The sequence below is a fragment of the uncultured Tateyamaria sp. genome (genome assembly GCF_947504105.1).
Lineage (GTDB): Bacteria > Pseudomonadota > Alphaproteobacteria > Rhodobacterales > Rhodobacteraceae > Tateyamaria.
In genome coordinates this window covers 25,386-45,824 of record NZ_CANNGP010000010.1, presented here as the reverse complement: position 1 = coordinate 45,824, position 20,439 = coordinate 25,386, and the positions used below count along the sequence as shown (strand labels likewise).

The 20,439-nt window shown below is 59.7% G+C and carries 16 protein-coding genes; 9 read left to right on the top strand and 7 right to left on the bottom strand.

The window, feature by feature from the left end; genetic code table 11:
- Positions 1-15 precede the first annotated feature (15 nt).
- On the bottom strand, positions 16-1,062 hold the full coding sequence (locus Q1A75_RS08875) for a rod shape-determining protein (protein ID WP_076629964.1): 1,047 nt from the start codon (positions 1,060-1,062) through the stop codon (positions 16-18).
- A 257-nt stretch (positions 1,063-1,319) separates the two neighbouring features.
- On the opposite strand from Q1A75_RS08875, the gene Q1A75_RS08870 reads away from it, so the two are divergent.
- Positions 1,320-1,913 (top strand): YceI family protein, encoded by a 594-nt coding sequence (locus tag Q1A75_RS08870; protein ID WP_299547616.1) that lies wholly within the window; start codon positions 1,320-1,322, stop codon positions 1,911-1,913.
- Here the strand turns inward: Q1A75_RS08870 and Q1A75_RS08865 are convergent.
- Both Q1A75_RS08865 and Q1A75_RS08860 read right to left on the bottom strand, forming a co-directional pair.
- Complete coding sequence (locus Q1A75_RS08865) at positions 1,910-3,679, bottom strand: FAD-dependent monooxygenase (RefSeq protein WP_299547619.1); 1,770 nt, start codon at positions 3,677-3,679, stop codon at positions 1,910-1,912. The genes Q1A75_RS08870 and Q1A75_RS08865 overlap by 4 nt on opposite strands.
- A gap of 96 nt (positions 3,680-3,775) precedes the next feature.
- On the bottom strand, positions 3,776-5,347 hold the full coding sequence (locus Q1A75_RS08860) for a 2-isopropylmalate synthase (RefSeq protein ID WP_299547622.1): 1,572 nt from the start codon (positions 5,345-5,347) through the stop codon (positions 3,776-3,778).
- A gap of 293 nt (positions 5,348-5,640) precedes the next feature.
- Between Q1A75_RS08860 and Q1A75_RS08855 the strand changes: the two genes are divergently transcribed.
- On the top strand, positions 5,641-6,303 hold the full coding sequence (locus Q1A75_RS08855) for an SDR family NAD(P)-dependent oxidoreductase (protein WP_299547625.1): 663 nt from the start codon (positions 5,641-5,643) through the stop codon (positions 6,301-6,303).
- The gene (locus Q1A75_RS08850) at positions 6,300-7,826 is read left to right on the top strand and encodes a cryptochrome/photolyase family protein (protein ID WP_299547628.1); all 1,527 of its coding nucleotides are present in this window, start codon (positions 6,300-6,302) and stop codon (positions 7,824-7,826) included. The genes Q1A75_RS08855 and Q1A75_RS08850 overlap by 4 nt, the downstream gene beginning before the upstream one ends.
- A gap of 251 nt (positions 7,827-8,077) precedes the next feature.
- Here the strand turns inward: Q1A75_RS08850 and Q1A75_RS08845 are convergent, their stop codons facing one another.
- Entirely contained in the window at positions 8,078-8,287 is a 210-nt protein-coding gene (locus Q1A75_RS08845; protein ID WP_299547631.1) for a hypothetical protein, read from the bottom strand.
- A gap of 170 nt (positions 8,288-8,457) precedes the next feature.
- On the opposite strand from Q1A75_RS08845, the gene Q1A75_RS08840 reads away from it, so the two are divergent.
- From Q1A75_RS08840 to Q1A75_RS08830, 3 genes are read left to right on the top strand one after another with little or no spacing between them, the layout of a single operon-like run.
- Positions 8,458-10,086, top strand: a complete 1,629-nt coding sequence (locus Q1A75_RS08840) for a hypothetical protein (RefSeq protein WP_299547634.1) — start codon at positions 8,458-8,460, stop codon at positions 10,084-10,086.
- A gap of 38 nt (positions 10,087-10,124) precedes the next feature.
- Positions 10,125-11,210, top strand: coding sequence for a phosphatase PAP2 family protein (locus Q1A75_RS08835; protein WP_299547637.1), 1,086 nt, complete (start codon positions 10,125-10,127; stop codon positions 11,208-11,210).
- Positions 11,207-13,399, top strand: coding sequence for a hypothetical protein (locus Q1A75_RS08830; RefSeq protein ID WP_299547640.1), 2,193 nt, complete (start codon positions 11,207-11,209; stop codon positions 13,397-13,399). The genes Q1A75_RS08835 and Q1A75_RS08830 overlap by 4 nt, the downstream gene beginning before the upstream one ends.
- Before the next feature lie 10 nt (positions 13,400-13,409).
- On the opposite strand, the gene Q1A75_RS08825 is transcribed toward Q1A75_RS08830, so the two are convergent.
- Positions 13,410-14,108 carry a hypothetical protein gene (locus Q1A75_RS08825; RefSeq protein ID WP_299547643.1) on the bottom strand — a complete coding sequence of 233 codons (699 nt, stop codon included), beginning with the start codon at positions 14,106-14,108 and terminating at the stop codon, positions 13,410-13,412.
- Positions 14,095-15,483 carry a 2-isopropylmalate synthase gene (locus tag Q1A75_RS08820; RefSeq protein ID WP_299547739.1) on the bottom strand — a complete coding sequence of 463 codons (1,389 nt, stop codon included), beginning with the start codon at positions 15,481-15,483 and terminating at the stop codon, positions 14,095-14,097. Before Q1A75_RS08820 ends, Q1A75_RS08825 begins: the two co-directional genes overlap by 14 nt.
- Positions 15,484-15,711: 228 nt before the next feature.
- Between Q1A75_RS08820 and Q1A75_RS08815 the strand changes: the two genes are divergently transcribed.
- The 3 genes from Q1A75_RS08815 (at position 15,712) to Q1A75_RS08805 (ending at position 19,396) form a co-directional block, all read left to right on the top strand.
- The gene (locus Q1A75_RS08815; protein WP_299547646.1) at positions 15,712-17,370 is read left to right on the top strand and encodes an NAD+ synthase; all 1,659 of its coding nucleotides are present in this window, start codon (positions 15,712-15,714) and stop codon (positions 17,368-17,370) included.
- A 101-nt stretch (positions 17,371-17,471) separates the two neighbouring features.
- On the top strand, positions 17,472-18,503 hold the full coding sequence (locus Q1A75_RS08810) for a Hint domain-containing protein (RefSeq protein WP_299547649.1): 1,032 nt from the start codon (positions 17,472-17,474) through the stop codon (positions 18,501-18,503).
- Between the two features lie 83 nt (positions 18,504-18,586).
- Positions 18,587-19,396, top strand: a complete 810-nt coding sequence (locus tag Q1A75_RS08805) for a PHB depolymerase family esterase (RefSeq protein ID WP_299547652.1) — start codon at positions 18,587-18,589, stop codon at positions 19,394-19,396.
- A gap of 67 nt (positions 19,397-19,463) precedes the next feature.
- Here Q1A75_RS08805 and Q1A75_RS08800 read toward each other — a convergent pair whose 3' ends face one another.
- A complete protein-coding gene (locus Q1A75_RS08800; protein WP_299547656.1) occupies positions 19,464-20,393 on the bottom strand; it encodes an MBL fold metallo-hydrolase in 930 nt (309 codons plus the stop codon).
- Between the last annotated feature and the right edge of the window lie 46 nt (positions 20,394-20,439).

The following is a 20,439-nucleotide window of genomic DNA, read 5'->3' as shown; positions in this document are numbered from 1 at the left end:
AAAAGTTAATTTGCGTTAACTATCATAATCGATGGCGTGGCGGAGTTGTTTTTCGTATTCCAGCGCCTTGCCGGTGCCAAGCGCCACGCAGTTCAAGCTTTCGTCAGCGATGGACACTGCAAGGCCCGTCTGTTCGCGCAGCGCGAGGTCGAGATCGCCCAGAAGCGCGCCGCCGCCGGTCAGCATCACGCCCCGGTCCACGATGTCCGCCGCAAGGTCGGGCGGCGTGGTTTCAAGGGCTGTCATCACGGCTTCGCAGATCTGCTGAACTGGTTCGGCCAGAGCCTCGGCAATCTGCGCTTGGGTCACTTCGATTTCCTTGGGCACACCATTCAGAAGGTCACGGCCCCGGATTTGCATGGAGGTGCCGCGCCCATCGTCGGGCATGCGGGCGGTGCCAATGCTGGTCTTGATCCGTTCGGCGGTGGTTTCACCCACCAGAAGGTTCTGCTGGCGGCGCAGGTAGCTGATGATCGCTTCGTCCATGCGGTCGCCGCCGACGCGGACCGAGCGGGCATAGACGATGTCGCCAAGCGACAGGACGGCCACCTCGGTCGTACCGCCGCCGATGTCGACAACCATGTTGCCGGTCGGGTCGGTGATGGGCATGCCCGCACCAATGGCCGCCGCGATGGGTTCGGCGATCAGGCCCGCGCGGCGGGCACCGGCGGACAGCACCGATTGGCGGATCGCGCGTTTTTCAACGGGGGTTGCGCCGTGTGGGACGCAGACGATGATTTTCGGTTTCGAGAAAGTCGAGCGTTTGTGCACCTTGCGAATGAAGTGCTTGATCATCTCTTCGGCGGTGTCGAAGTCGGCGATCACGCCTTCGCGCATGGGACGGATGGCTTCGATGCTGCCGGGGGTCCGGCCCAGCATCAGCTTGGCGTCTTCGCCCACGGCGAGCACCTTCTTGACCCCGTCCTTGACGTGGTAGGCCACGACCGACGGTTCCGACAGGATCACGCCGCGCCCTTTGACATAGACCAGCGTGTTGGCGGTACCGAGGTCAATCGCCATGTCGGACGAAAAGAGCCCACCCAGATTTCCGAATACTGACATGCCCGTGCACCCTGCCTTTGCGTGGCCCCAATGATGTTGGGTCCGCGACTCAGGACGAGGCGCGGACCGACCGCTTTATAAGGGCGTGGGCATTAGGACGAAAGGGCCGAAAACAAGGAGCAATCGGCAAGGTCCTGCCAAGCTGTTTTGATGTCGCCACATTTTTTCCCGGGGGGCGTGAATAAAGCTGTGGTGTGCCGTGTTGTCATTTGAACCGGACATGTTCGTCCGGATTAAATTCAATTCGGGAGGAACACATGTTTTCACTTCGTACCGCAGCACTTGGCCTTGGATTGGCGCTGGCCGCAACCGCTGCACAGGCCGACAGCTGGACGCTGGATGGCAGCGCATCGCAGCTGGCATTTGGGTCGATCAAGTTCAACGACACGGGCGAGGTGCACAGCTTTTCATCCATCAATGGTGGCGTGGCTGAAGATGGCAGCGTGACACTTGGCATCGATTTGTCGTCAGTGGAAACGAATATCGACATCCGCAACGAACGTATGGTCGAGCATGTGTTCAAGAATGCGCCGCGCGCCGCGGTCTCGGCCCAGATCGAAATGGCCGCGATGGAGGCCGTGGCCGTGGGTGACAGCGCGGTGATGGAGGTTGAGGGCACCCTTGACCTGTTGGGCGTCGAGGTGCCGATGTATGGCGACATGTTCGTGATGCGCGTGACGGAGGACAAGGTGATGGTCACGACCGACAGCATGATGTTCCTCTCCACTGCCGATGCTGAAATTGATCCTGCCGTGGACAAGTTGATGGAACTGGCAAGCTTGCCCAACATCGTGCGTACCGTGCCGGTGACCATGCGCCTGATGTTCGATGCCGATGGGACGGGCGGCTAAGTCCGGCTGCCGAAGATTTGAGTGAACCAATTGACGAGTGCGTCTTGCTGCCCCGGTGGCAGGACATGTGACACGTACTGACCGGGGCGCACGAGGACGAGCGCCCCGGTCTTGCGGTCGATCCCGCGCATATCGAAGATGTCGGCATCGGGATCGGGGCAAAACAGCTTTTCCATGTCGCGCAGGTTCAGCGCGCCCTTGGTCGGAAAGCGTGCAATGTCCGTATGGGTTTCCCTGTGTCCGGTTTGGACGATGGTGCGCATATCGATGATGCTGTCGGGGTCGTGGTTTTCCGGGGTATGGCTGGCGATGATCTTTGCCAGCGTACCCGTATGGTCAGTGTCGCCTGCAAAGTGAAACAGCTGCCATCGTCCGTCAGCCATGATGGTGTGGCCAAGCTGTATGGATTTGGCGTCTGCCCAGCGGATGACCGGGGCCGAGTGAAACCTTTTGCCGATCGTGAACCCGGTGGCGAGTGCCTGGTGATCGTTTGGACCGGTGAGGCGGCCCGGGGCGTAGCGCGTTTCGACCCCGGCGGTGTAGCGCGCGTGTTTCTGGAAGTGGTTTTGGAAGGTTTGCGGGTCTTGCCCCCGTGCGGCAAAGGCCCGGGCAAAGTCGCGGTCGAAGTCGATCAGGTCCTGTGCGATGGCCTGCCGTTCGGCGGAGTATGTGTGCAGGAGGTCAGGTGAGGCCCGCCCTTCCAGCACCGATTGCAGTTTCCAACCAAGGTTGAACGCGTCCTGCATCGACACGTTCATCCCTTGCCCCGCCTTGGGGCTGTGGGTGTGGCAGGCGTCGCCTGCGATGAAGACCCTTGGCGGTGTGGCGTCATCGGGGCCCGTGTCGGCGAACTGGTCGGTCACGCGCTGCCCGATTTCGTAGACAGACCACCAGACGATGTCTTTTACGTCGAGCGTGTAGGGCGCGAGGATGCGTTTTGCCGCCGCGATCAGGTCATCTGGTGTCAGGTCCCGGTCTGCCACCCGTTCATCCGGGTTGAGTTTCGCCAGTTCGATGTAGAAGCGGACCATGTACCCGCCTTCGCGCGGGATGATCAGGAGGCTGCCTTGGTCCTTGGATTGGATGGCCGTTTTGAGCCGGATGTCGGGGAAGTCGGTGGTGGCGAGGATGTCCATGACGCCCCAGGCGGCGTTTTCGGCTTCGCCCTTGAGCTGGATTTGGAGCGCTTTTCGTACTGCGCTGCGGGCGCCGTCACAGCCGATGACATAGCGGGCATTGATCGTGCCGTGGTTCGTGTCGACCGCAACAGGGCCTTCGTCATGGATGGTCAGACCTGTGACTTGGGTGCCGTATTCGGGTTCGAGGCGGGTCGGGGCGTTGCGCATCAGGTCGAGGTAGAAGTCGTGCACCCGCGCCTGGCTGAGGATCACGTGGGGCTGTTCGGAGAGGCCCTCTTCAACATCGTCGATGCGGCCTGTGCGGGTGATGTTTCCGCTCGCGTCGGGGTTCCAGAAGGTGGTTTCGTTGACGTGGTAGGCTTCGCGGTTGACCAGGTGCGCAAAGCCGAACGCCTCGAACATCTCCATCGTGCGGCAGGCGATGCCGTCGGCTTGCCCCATGACCAGCGGCCCGTCGCGCTGTTCAACGATGCGGGTGCGGATACGGGAGAATTGCGCGAGGTAGGCGGCGAGGGTGGGGCCCGCAGGCCCGGTGCCAACGATCAAGACGTCGGTGTCTGTTTTGGTGTCGGCTTGCGGGTGATGGGTCGGATCGACGGGGCGGAAGCCGTTGAGGTGGTATTGCATGAGGGCAGTATAGTCCCAAGTCAGGCGGACGATACGTCCGCCTGACGGCTTTTTGCAATGAAGAGATTGTAAGGCGAGCGTGTCGCCCGCCTCTGTTCAGCTCACGTCTTTGTAGCTGATCTCGGCCTTGTCCGTGCCCGCCTTTTCGCGCCGGACCAGCAGGCGGTTGAGCGCGTGGACATAGGCCTTGGCCGAGGCCACAACCGTGTCGGTGTCTGCTGACTGGCCGGTCACGATGCGCCCCGCTTCTTCCATCCGGACCGACACCGTGGCTTGCGCATCCGTGCCCTCGGTCACGGCGTGGACCTGATAAAGCTGCAGCTTTGCCTCGTGTGGGAACAGCGCTTTGACGGCGTTGAAGGTCGCATCGACCGGGCCATCGCCGGTTTGGGTGGTCATGTGCCGCTCGCCGTCGATCTTCATCACCAGATCGGCCACCTGCGGCCCTTCGGTGCCGCAGCGCACGGCCAGCTTTTCGATCTTCAGCCGTTCGTCTTCGGGGTCGGAGGACGTGCGCATGAGCGCGATCAGGTCGTCGTCGAAGATTTCTTTCTTGCGGTCGGCGAGCGCCTTGAACCGGACAAAGACGTCCTTGAGCTGGTTGTCGCCCACCTCGAAGCCCAGTTGTTCGAGCTTGTCGCGCAGCGCCGCGCGGCCCGAGTGCTTGCCCATGACGAGGTTGGTCTCGCTCAGGCCTACGTCCTCGGGGCGCATGATCTCGAACGTTTCGGCGTTTTTGAGCATGCCATCCTGGTGGATGCCGGATTCATGGGCAAAGGCGTTCTTGCCGACGATAGCCTTGTTGAACTGGACGGGGAAGCCGGACACAGCCGCGACGCGGCGGGAAATGTTCATGATCTTGGTCGAGTCGATACCCGTCTGGAACGGCATGATATCATTGCGGACCTTGAGGGCCATCACGACCTCTTCCAGCGCGGTGTTGCCTGCACGTTCGCCAAGACCGTTGATCGTGCATTCGATCTGGCGTGCGCCTGCTTCGACGGCTGCGAGGCTGTTCGCTGTCGCCATGCCCAGATCGTTGTGGCAGTGGGTGGCGAAGGTGATCTCGTCAGCACCGGGCACGTTTTCTATCAGCTTGCGGATCAGGTCAGCGCTTTCGCGCGGAGCGGTGTATCCGACCGTGTCGGGGATGTTGATCGTGGTCGCGCCCGCTTTGATCGCGATTTCGACCACGCGGTAGAGGTAGTCGAGTTCGGTCCGCGTGGCGTCCATGGGCGACCATTGCACGTTGTCGCAGAGGTTGCGGGCGTGGGTGACCGTCTGTTCGATCCGTTCGGCCATTTCGTCCTGCGTCAGGTTCGGAATGGCACGGTGCAGCGGCGACGTGCCGATAAAGGTGTGGATGCGGGGCTGCGTGGCGTGTTTCACCGCCTCCCAACAGCGATCGATATCCCCGATCTGGGCGCGCGCAAGGCCGCAGATGACCGAGTTTTGAGCGTTTTTCGCGATCTCGCTCACCGCGTTGAAGTCGCCTTCGGATGCGATGGGAAATCCAGCCTCGATGATGTCGACGCCCATCTCGTCGAGCAGGCCAGCAATCTCCAGCTTTTCGGCATGGGTCATGGTTGCGCCGGGGGATTGTTCGCCGTCGCGGAGGGTTGTGTCAAAGATGACAACGCGATCCTGAGATGTCTTGTCTTGGGTCATTTGAATTCTCTTTTTCTGTCCTAAAGCCTTGGCGCGAGAGGCATCCTCTGAGCGGTCGCGCCGTTGGGCACGCTCAGAGGCGGATTAGGAGCAGGAGGCCACGCAGCGACGCGCCGGAACGGCGTGCAGTCGGGATATGCGTAGCATGTGACATGGCGCTAGTTATACCGCGCTTTTGGTGAATGGGAAGTAGGGATTTCCGGATAGGATCTATTGCTGCCCGACCCTCCGGGGGGAGTTTATTTGGCAAGATGAAGTTGATGGATCGGGTTTGGCTGCTAGCTCGTGCTTCCATGGACAAGGTTTTGATATTGGGTGCGTCTGGCGGCATCGGCGCCGCTTTGGCGGATGGGTTCGAGGCGCGTGGGGCGGATGTGCATCGGCTCTCGCGGTCAGAGGATGGTTTTGATGTGACGGATCAAGGCGCGGTAGCGGCGCATCTGTCCGGCAAGGGCCCCTATGATCGGGTGGTTGTTGCCACTGGCGCGTTGGAAATTGGCGCGGCTGCGCCAGAGAAGACAATCAAGGGATTGAGCGCGCAGGCCATGCTGGACCAGTTCGCGCTGAATGCTGTGGGCCCTGCGCTTGTTCTGTCTCATGCCCATAGTCTTTTGGACCGGGATGCGCCGGGGCTTGTGGCTGTGTTGTCCGCCCGCGTGGGATCGATTGGGGACAACAAGATTGGTGGCTGGATCAGTTATCGGGCGGCCAAGGCTGCGGTGAACCAAGTGGTCCGCACGGCATCGATTGAGCTGGCGCGGACGCATAAGCGGGCGGCAGTTGTGGCGCTGCATCCGGGGACTGTGGCGACGGCCTTTACCGAGAAGTATCTAGGGCGACATCCTGCGGTGGAGCCTGCGCAGGCAGCGGCGGAGTTGATTGCCGTCATGGACGCGTTGGGGCCTGGGCAGACCGGCAAATTCTTTGACTATTCGGGTGCGGAGGTGCCGTGGTGAGTCGGTTGATTTTGGTTCTGGGTGATCAGCTGACCGAGGGCGTGGCGGCGTTGAAGGCGGCAGATAAGTCCAGCGATGTTGTCGTGATGGCCGAGGTGGCGGAGGAGGGGTCTTATGTTCCTCATCACCCCAAGAAGATTGCGTTGATCCTGGCCGCCATGCGCAAGTTTGCGGCGCGGTTGCGGGGGGATGGGTGGACCGTTGCCTATTCCGAGTTGGACGACACCGGGAACAGCCAGTCGATTTGCGGAGAGCTATTGCGCCGGGCCGAGCAGTTCGGTGCGTCCGAGGTCATTGCGATACGGCCCGGGGAGTATCGGTTAATTGCAGCGCTTGAGGGCTGTCCGCTGAAGGTGACATTGCTGGAGGATGATCGGTTCATCGCGTCTCACAAGGAGTTCGAGGATTGGGCCGAGGGGCGCAAGGCGCTGCGGATGGAGTATTTCTACCGCGAGATGCGGCGCAAGACTGGCCTCTTGATGGAGGGTGGTAAGCCTGCCGGGGACAAGTGGAATTACGATCATGACAATCGCAAGCCCGCGCCGGATGATGTGGATTTTGGCGGACCGATGCAGTTCTGGCCCGACCCGGTGGTCGAAGAGGTGTTGGAACTGGTCGAGCGCCGCTTTGGCAACCACTTTGGCGATCTTCGCCCGTTCTGGTTTGCGACGGATCACGAGCAGGCGCATCAGGCGCTGACCCATTTCGTCCAGCATGCCTTGCCCAGGTTTGGCGATTTCCAAGACGCGATGCTGGCGGACAATCGGTTCCTCTATCACGCTGTGGTGGGGCTTTATATCAACATTGGCCTGCTGGACCCGCTGGAGGTCTGTCATGCAGTTGAACAGGCGTGGAGGGACGGTGATGCGCCGATCAACGCGGCCGAAGGGTTCATTCGCCAGATCATCGGGTGGCGCGAATATGTGCGCGGCATCTATTTTCTGGAGGGGCCGGATTATCCGCGCCGCAATGGGCTGAACCATCAGCGCAAGTTGCCCGACTTCTATTGGGGCGCTGAGACGCGGATGCGCTGCGTGTCGAAGGCGGTGGAGCAGACGGGGGCCGAGGCTTATGCCCACCATATCCAGCGGCTGATGGTGACGGGGAACTTTGCGCTGTTGGCAGGGCTGGATCCGGCGGAGGTGTCGGAATGGTATCTGGCGGTTTATGCCGATGCGTTCGAATGGGTCGAGGCGCCGAATGTGGTTGGCATGTCGCTTTTTGCCGATGGCGGTGTGATCGCGTCCAAGCCGTATGTGTCGTCGGGGGCCTACATCAATCGGATGTCGGACTATTGCAAAGGGTGCCATTACAAGGTCAGTGCCAAGACGGGAAACGAGGCGTGCCCGTTCAACCTGCTTTACTGGCATTTCCTGGATCGGCATCGGGCGCAGTTTTCGAACAACGCGCGCATGGGCAACATGTACAGGACCTGGGACCGCATGGACGAAGATCGGCGCGAGACAGTGTTGCGCGAGGCCGACGAATTTCTGGATAGAATGTCGGCGGGCGAAGTGGTTTGAATCCTCATTGACCGGGTGCTGTGCGGTCAGGATCACATATGTGGCCGGATACTTTACGCTTCCACCTATAAGATACGCAGGTGGATTCCGGCCATCCCGGGCCACATGTGAAATGTGGCCCGAAACTGTGTTGTAATCGTTAATACCGACAAGATCTGAGGCGCCGCCGCGGCTTGATCGGGTGTAATAGCCTTAAAGAAACAGATTTGTCGTTCATCCACCGCGGGCGCGCAAAACAGCACGTGCGGCGGTTACAGGTCGTCCTTGTGTACGCGATCCGACAGTTCAATCAGCCAGTAAAGTGTTTCGGCCTGGTCTTGGGACAGGTCCGGCATGCCATGGATCGACTTGGCCACCGGCCGAAATTCATCCCAGCGGATATGGAAGTCGATGACGTCGCGCGCCGTCAGAGGTTCGTAGTCAGTAACCGACTCTGGCAGGAATTTGGGTGTGACTGTCATCGCATTTCTCTCATACGTTGTGTTCTGCCGGTGCAGATCGTCGTTCTGATGCGAATATGTCAGGTTTGGGGTCGTCAGGCGTGTGAATAAAGCGTGAAGTCGCTTTTTCGGCTATTTGAGTTCCGTTAAGGTAAACCTGTGGTGCTGGGGAAGTCTCCGTGGGCAAAAAAATGCTTGAGATCAATCTGTTCGGCCCTTGTGTCGTCCGCAAAGCGGGCGCGGATGGGTATGAGATCACAGGAACGAAGCACAAAGCGCTATTCGCTTTGCTGGCGACGGCGCCGTTTGGTCGCCGTACGCGCAGCTTTCTGCAGAACACGTTGTGGGGCATGTCTACTTTTGACAGCGGGCGGCAAAGCTTGCGGCGTGCTGTGTCCGATATCAAGGCGCATCTGGGTGAGGATTTCGAACACTTCATTACCACGACCCATTCAGAGCTGGCGCTGAACCTTCAGAATGTGCGCTTCCTGGGTCGTCCGGGCGGTGCAACCTTTCTTGAAGGGTTGGATATTCGCGAGCAGGGGTTTGAGGAGTGGGTGCAGAACATCCGCCAGAACCCCAGCCAGATCTATGGCTTGTTCAGCACATCGCACCAGCCGCCGCCGCCATCAATCCTGCCCACGGTCGCGGTTGTCCCGTTTCGGCTTATGTCGGGTGATCGCAGTCTGAGTGTGATGGGGGATTTCGTGGCGGAGGAGGTCTGCCGATCCCTTTCGAAGTCCAGCCTGATGTCCGTTATTTCGCATATGTCCGCCCGTCAGTTGAGCCAGCAACAGATCGACATTCAAGCGGTGCATAACACACTTGGCGCGCACTATTGCCTGACCGGGTCGCTGCGCGCGCAGGACATGAACGTGACGCTGAATGCTGACTTCATCGACACATCGACCGGCCGCATTCTGTGGACACGATCCTTTACTGCGCCGATTACAGAGTTCCTGTCATCAGAAAGTGATGCGATTGCCGAACTGACCACGGCCGTAAGCCGCATGATTGCGTCTGATACCGTGCGTTACGCGCGCGGTCGCCACATTGCTGACCTTGAAGATCACCGTCTGCTTCTGGCCGGTGTCGGCATGATGCATGAGTTGAAGCTGTCCAGCTTTGCCCGAGCCCGCCAGTTGATCGAAGAATCGGTTGCCCGAGCCCCTTATGCTGCCGAGCCTTTGGCGTGGTTGGGGGATTGGTATATCATGTCCATTTGGAACGGGTGGAGTTCCGATCCGAAATCTGATGCGTTGCTGGCCTCTGAACTCACCCAGCGCGCGCTGGACATTGATCCTGACAACTCTTTGTGCCTTGCGGTTGATGGTGTTGTGCACTCGGCCCTCAACAACAGTCAGGGTGTGGCTGAAAAGCGGTTCAGCAAGGCGCTCGAGGTGAACCCGAACGATTCAATGTCTTGGTTGTTCAGCGGTGTTATGCATGCTTTCCGCGATAGTTCCGATGTGGCGGTTGAATATGTCGAGAAAGCGCACCGGCTGTCGCCCATCGATCCGCTGGGATATCTTTTCCATTCCTTTGCGGCTTTTGCACATGTGTCTGCGGGGGACTATGCGCGGGCAGTCGAGCTGTCCGATTTGTCGCTTGATCTGAACGCGCGCCATGTGTCGACCCTGCGCACCAAATTATGTGCTCATTATCATCTGGACCAGCAGGAGCAGATGATAAAAACTGGCGAACGTTTGCGTCGTCAACTGCCGTATTTCGATCTGGATGAATACCGCAGGTCCCACCCTGCTGCCGAGTACGAAGTGGGTAATCGTATGGTTACCGCTCTGAAGGCCGCAGGCTTCTGATTTTATTAAATATATTTGAACCAAAAGAGGAAAAAGAGATGTCATTATTTGGTCCATTCCACGCCTGCCACGCTGGTCACGCCGGCCATGCTGGGCATGCGGGCGTTTACGCCGCGGGCGGTGCGGTTCAGGCCAGCACAATGGCCGTTGTTCATCTGGCCGGCACTGATGACTTCCCTGCGTTTGGTGGAGGCACGCTTACCCCCAATGCGGTGGATCATATGGACCGTTACGGGCAGGATGTCCGGTCGATGTTGTTGACCATGGAATTTCTGGACGGCTTCAAGTCAGTCTTTACCCCCGAACCAGGCACAGGGCGCGTTGCGCTGTCTTGGGCCGGCACCGACTTTGCCAGCATTGTTCCCGCATCGGCAGAAACATTGGGCACGCAAGTGAATCTGGTCCGCTATTACATGGATCAGCGGGGCGACCGCGCAGCCGAGATCGTAAGCCAAACGGGCGGCGTGACCGAGTTCTTTGCGCCCATTGTTGCCTTGCCCGCCGCTCGTTCAAAGTATTTGACGGAACTGCTTCTGCTTGTTCAGCACCTTGCCGGTCTGTGTTCGATGCCCGCCAAGCATGCACTGGCCTGCCGCCGACCTGACGAATTGGATAGCCGATTGGTGCCCCTGATCCCGACACCGTCTCATGGTAGTCTGCCCAGCGGTCACGCGACCCAGGCCGCTGCCGTGTCGACCGTGCTTGTGGCATTGCTTGAAGCTGCCGGTACCGGCATCAGCCACTTGGCCGAGCGTCGTGACATGATCCATGCCACGGGCCATCGGATCGCTGTGAACCGTACTGTTGCAGGCGTGCACTATCCCATAGACAGCGCAGCAGGTTTCATGATCGGCACCAATGTCGGTCGTATCGTCGCGGCCTTGGGACAGAACGCCGACGTAGAGCTGCTGAAGTTTTCGTTTGATCCAAATGATACGGCGGCGCAGGGGTCTGACTTTATTCTGCGTGACGCAAAGACGTTGTTCGAGCCAAATTCGGCCAAGCCGATTGCGGGCGCCAGTCTTGAGCGAAAGACAGTCAAGATGCCATCGGCGGACAGCAAGGTTGCATGGCTCTGGAGCCGCGCACTGGATGATGTGCGCCACCTGCGTGCGTCCACATGACCCTCGACGTGGCGCATGTGGAATGCGCGGATGGCCCATATGAGGCGTGGGTCTACGGGACGGGCAAGGGTTACAAACACCCGGGTCTTGATCGGGCGTCTGATGCGTTGACGTGCGTCTTTGAAGCGTCGGACCCAATTGAGATGTGTGACATCCCGCACCGTTGGAGCACGGACAAGGGTGATGTCCTGACACCCGTCCTGTGGACAGCGCGGGACTTCAAGTCGCGGTTTGTACCGGCCGTGATTTATGAAAATGTGGATGCGCGGGGCAACACGCCTTCCGCGCGCTGGCAGTGCTTTGGCGCATGTGTCGGCCAAACGGCTGTTTCGACCTTGACGGCTGTGTCCCCGCCCCCCCAGATCGTCAGCCATGTGAACTATCCCGTGCGGGAGCAGACCGTGTTTTGCGATTGGGTCGATGGTGGAACGCCTGACCCGGCAAAGGACCGCGAAAGCATTGTTATCGTTGCGATCATCGATGACTGTATTCCGTTTGCCCATCGCCACTTTGCCGATGCTGCGGGGCAGGGCACCCGCATCGACTATTGTTGGTCTCAATCCGCGACGCATGCCGGGCGGTCGATGCTGTTTGGTCGGGAGTATGACAACACGGAGATCGATGCGCTCTATCTTGAGTATGCAGGTGACGAGGGGGCCATCTATCACGCCGCGGGTTTGGCGGGCAGAGGCGATCCGACCGTCCGCAACCCGCTGGATCAGGCGTTTTCACACGGAGCGCATGTGCTGGATAGCCTGGCTGGTCAGACCCCAGGCAAAGGTGAGGCTAAGCAGGACCGCGTGCATATCATCGCGGTGGATTTGCCTGCCATGGTCAGTGCTGAAACATCGGGCTTTGGCAAGGACATGTTCATGCTCTCGGCCATGCACTACATCTTTGACCGTGCAGAGCGTATTGCTGCGGCCCACGCCAAACCGGGCGCGCGCGTGCCGCTGATTGTCAATCTGAGCTATGGCCATTCTTCCGGTCCTCATGACGGCAATGGATTGATCGAGGCCGCCTTTGACGAGATGATTGCAGCGCGCCGTGCGCATCACCCAACGGCAGTCGTTCTGCCATCTGGCAACATGTTCATGCAGAGCATTCATGCCGTGATGACCGAACAGCACTTTGTCGATGCAGATGGGTTAGTGCAGCTGGATTGGTTCCTGCCGCCTGACGATCGCACGTCGAGTTTTCTCGAGATCTGGTTTCCAGATGGTGTCACGCCCGATGATCTGACAGTCGAACTTGTGCCGCCCGGCCATGGGCAGCTTGATGCCAAGGACTACGGCTTTCCCACAGGTGGTACGGTTGCTCATGCCCCGATCACGAAAGGGGGCCAGGCCGTTGGGCAATTGTCGACCCAACGCTATCGCGACGGGCGGTGGCGGCACGTGGTGGCTTTGGCTCCGACGGATGTTTTGCAGGATCAGACCCCCGTGCCCGCGGGGCGCTGGACGCTGCGCGTGACCAAAAACACGCCCGATCCATTGCCGGGTCACACGCAGGGACCTGATGGACAACCTTTGGCCGGGGGGCTGCAATTCTGGATCCAACGGGATGAGGATTTCGGAGGCGCACGGTCCGGTGCCCGCCAGAGCTACTTCATCGACCCGGATAACGCGACTTACGCAGATGACGGGCGACTGGCGGAAACGGACAGTCAGGGTGCCATGGTTCGGCGGTTTGGCACTATGAGCGGCATGGCGACCGGCGGCCACGTGCTGCGCGTTGGTGGCTATGACGAAACCACGTTGCGCGCCGCGCGTTATAGCTGCGCGGGGGCTTTGCGAACCAAGGGAAGCGATTCAGGCGACATGATGGCGGCAGGCGCGCAGGTGCAGCTTTCGGCTGCGTCCGAGCGATCCTTTATCCAGCCGGGCATAGTCGGTGCAGGGACACGCAGCGGGACGTACATCGCGCAAAGCGGAACGTCTTCGGCGGCCCCACAGGTCGCGCGCGCGTTGGCCGATGCCTTTCTGGACACGTCCGACGGTGAGATGAAAAAGGTCGCGGGTTACCTTGAGAAGCTCGATCTGAAGACCGGCACCGGCGATCCCAAAGGGCCTGATCGGCTGGGTCTGTTTGTGTTACGCGAGCCACGTATGTCCGGGGTTGATGATGAGCAAATGCGGATCGAGCAATTGGTTCAGGTGCGATCAGCATCTCATCGGGCCGAGGTTTAGTGGCCGCGCGCTAATCCTGGGCCGCGACGCAGCTGTCGAACGCTTCTATGTCGCGGTCCTGACTGATCTTGTCTGAACAGGCCGTGACCTTTTGCACGCAGGTCACATCCAGTTTGGGGAACTGGCAGGTTGTCATGGCCGCCAGCAACGCTTGGGCTGCTGCGTCATCCCATTCATCGCCAGCTGCGGCCCCTTGGACAGTAATACCCAAGGCTTGAGCGATAGGGGTGCCGGAGGTCGCCATAGACCACGTCGCGGCATGTTCATTGCCATCCGAAAGTGTGAAGGTTGCGGTCAGGCTGGACGCTTCGATCATGTCGTGCAACGTGCCGAATGCAGGGGCTGTCCCTTCGCCATGCCACAGTCGGTCACGCAGGGTGCGGCCCGTGCTGGCGGCGTATTCAACAACGCGACCCCGTTCCGTACGTGCCTCGATCACTTTGGTGTCGAAGCCTTCGGGTGTGAGGGTTGCCACCTGCCCTTCAACGGCGATATCGCCTTTGCCCTCTGGCAGGGTGAAGAGTGCATAGACCCGCCCGGCGGGATTCCGATAAAGATGCAGACTGGTTCCGTCATCCGCGGTGGTTACCGCGGCCTTGGTGTCGAACCCGTTGATTGGGTCGGTCCAGGGATCGACAAAGGTCCATTCGGCCCATGCCGGGGTACAGAGCAACAGAAACGTGGTTGCGGCAGCCTTAGCTGTCCTCATTCAGTGCTCCGCTTTCCCATTCGCCTGTCGCTTCCTCGCCGGTAGCGTAGCGCATCGTCCCGACACCCTGGCGCTTGCCGTTCTTGAACATCCCTTCGTACACATCGCCGCTGGCGTAGGTGGCGATGCCCTTGCCGTTGATTTCGCCTTGCTGCCATTCGCCTTCATAGGTGAAGCCCGAGGCCATCACGATCTTGCCTGTGCCATGGCGCTGCCCGTCCTGAAACGCACCGGTATAGACGGTGCCGTCAGGGTAGGTCGCGGTGCCTGTGCCCTGACGTTTCCCGTCGACCCAGTTGCCGTCGTAGCGGTAGCCGTCGGCATAGGTCATGACGCCCGTGCCGTGATTGCGCGCATTCTTGAAGCCGCCCTCATACGTGATGCCGTTGGCATAGGTGATCTTGCCTTGGCCTTCGATTACGCCCGCGATCCAGTCCCCTTCGAACACCGAGCCGTCGGTATACATGATCTTACCGGTGCCTTGGGGCAGGTCGTCGACGAATTGACCTTCGTAGACTGACCCGTCCGGATAGGTGACGCGGCCACTGCCTTCGATCTGGCCCTCGGCCCACTGGCCGATATAGGTGTAGCCATCATTGCCGATAAACGTGCCTTGCCCATGCCGCCGGTCGTCGCTGAACTGCCCTTCGTAGACATCGCCATTCGCGTAGGTCACACGCCCCTTGCCGGCGCGTTTGCCGGATACGAGGTCGCCTTCGTAGACATCCCCATTGGGTTGGGTGAGTGTTCCGACGCCGTCAATCTGCCCCTCTGCCCAAAGACCTACGTAAACCAGACCGTCTGGCGTGGTCAGCTTGCCCTCGCCTTGGCGTTTGCCCGTTTCGATCTGCCCATCGTAAACAGATCCGTCAGGATAGGTGATGACCCCCATTCCCTGTTTGATGCCGTCGATCCAGTCGCCCTTGTATTCGTAGCCGCCCGGGGATTGCATGACCCCCTTGCCGTGGTGCTTGGCGTTGCGGAACTGGCCCTCGTAGCGAACGCCGTTGGCATAAAGCGCCACGCCTTCGCCGACTATGGCACCTGTTTGCCATTCGCCCTCATAGGTCCCGCCATCGGCAAAGGTGATCTTGCCAAACCCGTCGGGTTTGCCCTTGGCAAACGTGCCTTCGTAGATCGAGCCGTTGGGGAAGCGTGCGGTGCCTTCGCCCTTTATCTCTCCGTCCACCCATTCACCGGAATACTCGTACCCGTTGGGCAACCGGTAGGTGCCTTGCCCATGTTGAAGACCGCCGCGGAACGTGCCTTCGTATACGCCGCCATCATCGTATTGCTTGGTCAGCACCGTGCCCGATTGGGCCAGCGCCGCGCCGGGCAAAAGGCATAGGCAAAAGATCAGACCGCGTACGGACATGGACATGGCTCACCTCGCAGATTCGTTGGCCCGCCCCATCCGGAGCAGGCGCGGCGAGGGTAAGACAGGGGGCCGCAAGGGGCAATGGGCTTAAGGTTTCGTGTGCACGCTTCGCGCGCAAAGAGAAAATTCTGTGAATTTTCTTGGCCATCCGATTGCGATGTCGCGGGTGGGTTCCCTCGGTCCTGCTTTCTGCTACATCAGCCAGAACGTTGAAGGAGCGCCAAGATGGCCGACACATTCCGTATCACCCTGGGACAGTTGAACCCGGTTGTTGGGGACATTCCCGGCAATGCGGCCAAGGCTCGCGCCGCATGGGATGCGGGCCGCGATGCGGGTGCCGATCTGGTCGCTTTGCCAGAGATGTTCATAGCGGGCTACAATGCGCAGGATCTTGTGATGAAGCCCGTCTTTCATACGGCGGCAATGGCGGCAGTCGAGGCATTGGCAACGGACTGTGCTGATGGGCCAGCGTTGGCCATTGGTTGCCCGTGGACAGAAGGCACAGAACTGTACAACGCCTATCTCATCTGTCGCGGCGGCAAGATCGTCAGCCGGTTGCTCAAGCACAACCTGCCGAACGAGACGGTTTTTGACGAGGTGCGCGTTTTTGATGCCGGTCCCTTGGGCGGCCCTTACTCTGTTGGTAACACGCGGGTGGGCAGCCCGATCTGTGAGGACGCATGGCACCCTGAAGTGGCTGAAACTTTGCAGGAGACGGGCGCCGAGTTTCTGTTGGTGCCCAACGGGTCGCCCTACTATCGCGGCAAATATGAGACCCGTCTGAATCACATGGTGTCGCGCGTGGTCGAAACAGGCTTGCCACTGATCTACCTCAACATGGTGGGTGGTCAGGATGATCAGGTGTTCGATGGGGGCAGTTTCGCGCTGAACCCCGGCGGTGCGCTGGCGGTGCAACTGCCGATTTTTGATGAGATGGTCAGCCATGTCGATCTGGAACGGGGCCCCGACGGTTGGCGTGTTCAGGCCGGTGAAATTGCCACCCACCCGGATGAGTGGGAGCAGGATTACCGTGTCATGGTCACATCCTTGCGGGACTATTGTGCCAAGACAGGGTTCGGGAAGGTGCTGCTGGGTCTTTCGGGTGGCGTGGATTCCGCCCTGGTCGCCACCATCGCTGCCGATGCTTTGGGCCCCGACAATGTGCGTTGCGTGATGCTGCCGTCTGAATACACATCGCCTCATAGCCTTGAGGATGCAGAGGCTTGTGCCAAGGCGTTGGGCTGTCATTACGACTACGTGCCGATCGCTGATACACGTGCAGCCGTGACGTCGACCCTAGCCCCCCTGTTCGAAGGTTTGGACGAGGGGTTGACCGAGGAGAATATCCAGAGCCGCATCCGGGGCCTGTTGCTCATGGCATTGTCCAACAAGTTCGGCGAGATGCTGTTGACCACCGGCAACAAGTCCGAAGTGGCCGTGGGCTATGCGACGATCTATGGCGACATGGCGGGTGGCTACAACCCGATCAAGGACCTGTACAAGACCCGCGTGTTCGAAACGTGCCGTTGGCGCAATGCCAACCACCGGGACTGGATGATGGGCAGCGCGGGCGAGGTAATCCCGGATCGCATCATCACTAAACCACCCAGCGCAGAGCTGCGTGAGGATCAGAAGGACAGCGACAGCCTGCCGGATTACCCCGATCTGGATCGGCTATTGGACATTCTGGTGGATCAGGACGGATCGATTGCGGATTGTGTGGCGGCAGGTTTCGATGCCGATGTCGCGCGCAAGGTCGAGCGGTTGATTTACCTCAGCGAATACAAACGCTTCCAATCTGCACCCGGCGCACGCCTGACAAAGCGGGCGTTCTGGCTGGATCGCCGCTATCCCATCGTGAACCGTTGGCGCGATCCCAGCTGATTTTGCACGAATTGTCGGAAGAATTCGATTTGAGCGGGCGTCAGGTTTAACGCAACCGAAGCACCAAATGGGTTTTGTTGCGCGCGAAAGGATCGTGCGTGATGCCGTTTACATTCTATGCCGAAGACAATGAGTTTGCCGCTTCAACCGGTAGCAACGTGAACGCTGGGGGTGATACAAGCACGTTTGACTACCCGCCGTCATCGACACTGAACTTGGTGGTCACATCGCATGCGGATGATGATGACCCACGCCTGTTTGAAGTTGGCGAAACTTATTCCCTTACATTCGATGGCAACGGTGGCACCACGCTTGAAGATGCAACCGTTATCCGGAGTGATACGCTTTACAGCAACAAAGGTGCCGTCGTGTTCGAGGGGACAAACCCTGATGGCGAATTGGTGCAGATTGTCTGGTCGCCCAACTTTGATCTTGAGCAGTGGTATGACGACAATTCCAGTTCCGGTCAGTCGCCGGGATTTTACACATATGACCGTGTAGATGGGGACTACAGTTTTGCGTGTTTTGCCGCTGGTACGCTGATTGACACCTACCTGGGTCCGAAACCGGTGGAACAAATCGTGCCGGGCGATCTTGTACCGACAAAGGATGGTGACGTCGAACCGGTTCTTTGGGTGGCGGCGTCGACTGTGCCGGGGTTAGGTCGGGCGGGGCCCGTCACCTTGGATGCGGGTATTCTTGGTGCCAAGTCACCGGTTGTTGTGTCGCCACAGCACCGTTTGCTGATCAGCGATCCACGATGCGACGCACATTTCGGCGTGCCTGAGGTCTTAGTCGCGGCTGGCCATCTTGTAGACGGCCAGCAGGTGCGCAGGGAAAGCCGAAAGCTGGTCACATATCATCACCTTCTGTTCGAGCGGCACGAAGTGATCTGTGCGGATGGCCTGTACAGTGAGAGCCTGCTTTTGGGCGATGATATGCGTGGCGTCATGTCCAAGGCGGCGCAGGACAAGTTTAAGGATGACGTTGGCGGACGCTTTCCCACGCGTCGGGCGCAAGTCATGGCGCGCCGCGCGTTGCGCAAGGGTGACGCATTGCTGATCCGCAAATGGCTTGGTTTGAAGCTACGCGATGAAACGACCCATCCTCCCAGTTTCTTCTATGCGGCCTGAACCCGCCAACACGCGCATGTGAATTGTGCAAGCTGGTGGGCTTGCCATTGTGTCAGCGACCGCTGTCGCTGGGAGTGTATGCAATGATCAATCGGTTTTCTGTCCTTTTTCTCGCTTTGTTGGGCGCATCCCCTGCGCTGGCCTGTGGCCCTGATACGGATTGCCTGCTGGGCGACCGATATTACCGCATCGCAATGCCCGAGAACCATGATGGTGCGACGCCAGTGGGCGCGATCATCTTCGCCCATGGCTATCGCGGGTCGGCGCAGGGCATCATGCGCAACACGAACATGCGCCGCATGGTGTCGGACATGGGGTTGGCCCTTGTCGCAGTGAAATCGGCTGGACCGGATTGGGACATTCCCGGTGTTCCCAGCGCCATGGACAGTACCGGAGAGGCCGAGATGGCCTATTTCGACGCGGTTGTGTCTGACGTGACGACGCGTTTTTCCGTTGATCAAGCGCGTATCATGATGTCGGGCTTTTCAGCGGGTGGCATGGTGACGTGGGAACTGGCCTGCAAGCGCCCAGATCTGTTTGCGGGTTTTGCGCCAGTCTCGGGAACGTTCTGGCAAGGCCCGCCCAAGAGTTGCGTGGCGCCTGCGAGCGTGATCCATATCCACGGCACTGCCGACAATACGGTGCCCCTTGCGGGTCGAGAGATCGCGGACACGAAGCAGGGAGATGTGGCCGAAGTCCTTTCTATGTACCGGGCAGAGGGTGATTTTGGCACCATCGATGGCGCGGAGGCATTGAACGATCTGACCTGCCAGCGTCAGTCCAATGTGGATGGCAATGTGCTGGAGTTCTGCACGTTCCCTGGCGGACATTCCTTTCGGCGCAGCTTTCTGAGCTATGCTTGGGATCGTCTGAGTGCCGCTGGAAAAGTGTAAGGCGGACCTGTTGGTCCGCCTCTAACCTGGAAAAACTGTAAGGCGGAGGTGTCCTCCGCCCCGCCGCTCACAGCATAAGCTGATAGCTGTGCGCCTCGTAACGGTAACCACCGTCGCCATTGCCCACCACGTAGCCGATCCCGGGCCATGGCATGTGATAGCCGACGAACGCCGTGCGGTCCGTCGCCATCATGTCCAACAGCTGTTTCCGCGTAGCAGCAGCAGCAGCCTTGTCCATGTCGAACCGTACTTCCCAATCGGGATGTGCCAGTGACCAGACATAGTGGTTGGCGAAATCTGCGCCGATAACCAGCTGCGTGCCGCCGTCCTCGACCATATACACCATGTGCCCGGGCGTGTGCCCAAAGGCAGCCATGGCCGTGATTCCAGACGCCGCCGATCCACCATCGTCCAGCATGGTGAACTGTTCGGCCAGAGGGGCGATCTTGCCATCGAAGTTTTCGTTGTCCGTGCCAGACCACGCGTCAAACTCGACCGCGCCGGTTATGTAGGAGGCATTGGCAAAGGTTGGCGTGCCGTCGGTCGAGATCCCACCGATATGGTCGCCATGCATGTGCGTAATGACCACCTTGTCCACCTGATCGGCGGTGTAGCCTGCTGCCTCGATCGCCGCAACGGTGCCCGCGCCTTGCAGACCGGTGTCGAACAGCACCAGTTCCGAGCCGTTGTTGACCAGCGTGGGGGTAAAGAAAAACTGTGCGGCATCCGTGGACAGACCAGCCTCAGCCGAGATGCTGTTGAACGTGTCAGCGTCCACGTTCAGGCCAAAGATATCGTGCGGCCCGTCAATCGAACGCGTGCCTGCCAGCAGTGTTGTCACCTCGAAATTGCCGACTTTAACGCGGCGGAACGGGGCCTGTGACACGCCCAGCATGGGCGCTGCGGCCCGACTTTGCGTGGCCGTGGCCGCTGCCAATGGCAAGGCTGCCGCGCCCATCAGCGCGGTGCGACGGTTGAATTTGGGGGATGTGGACATGGGTGCTATCCTTCCTGTCAGAGACTCTCAACATAGCGCGCATGTC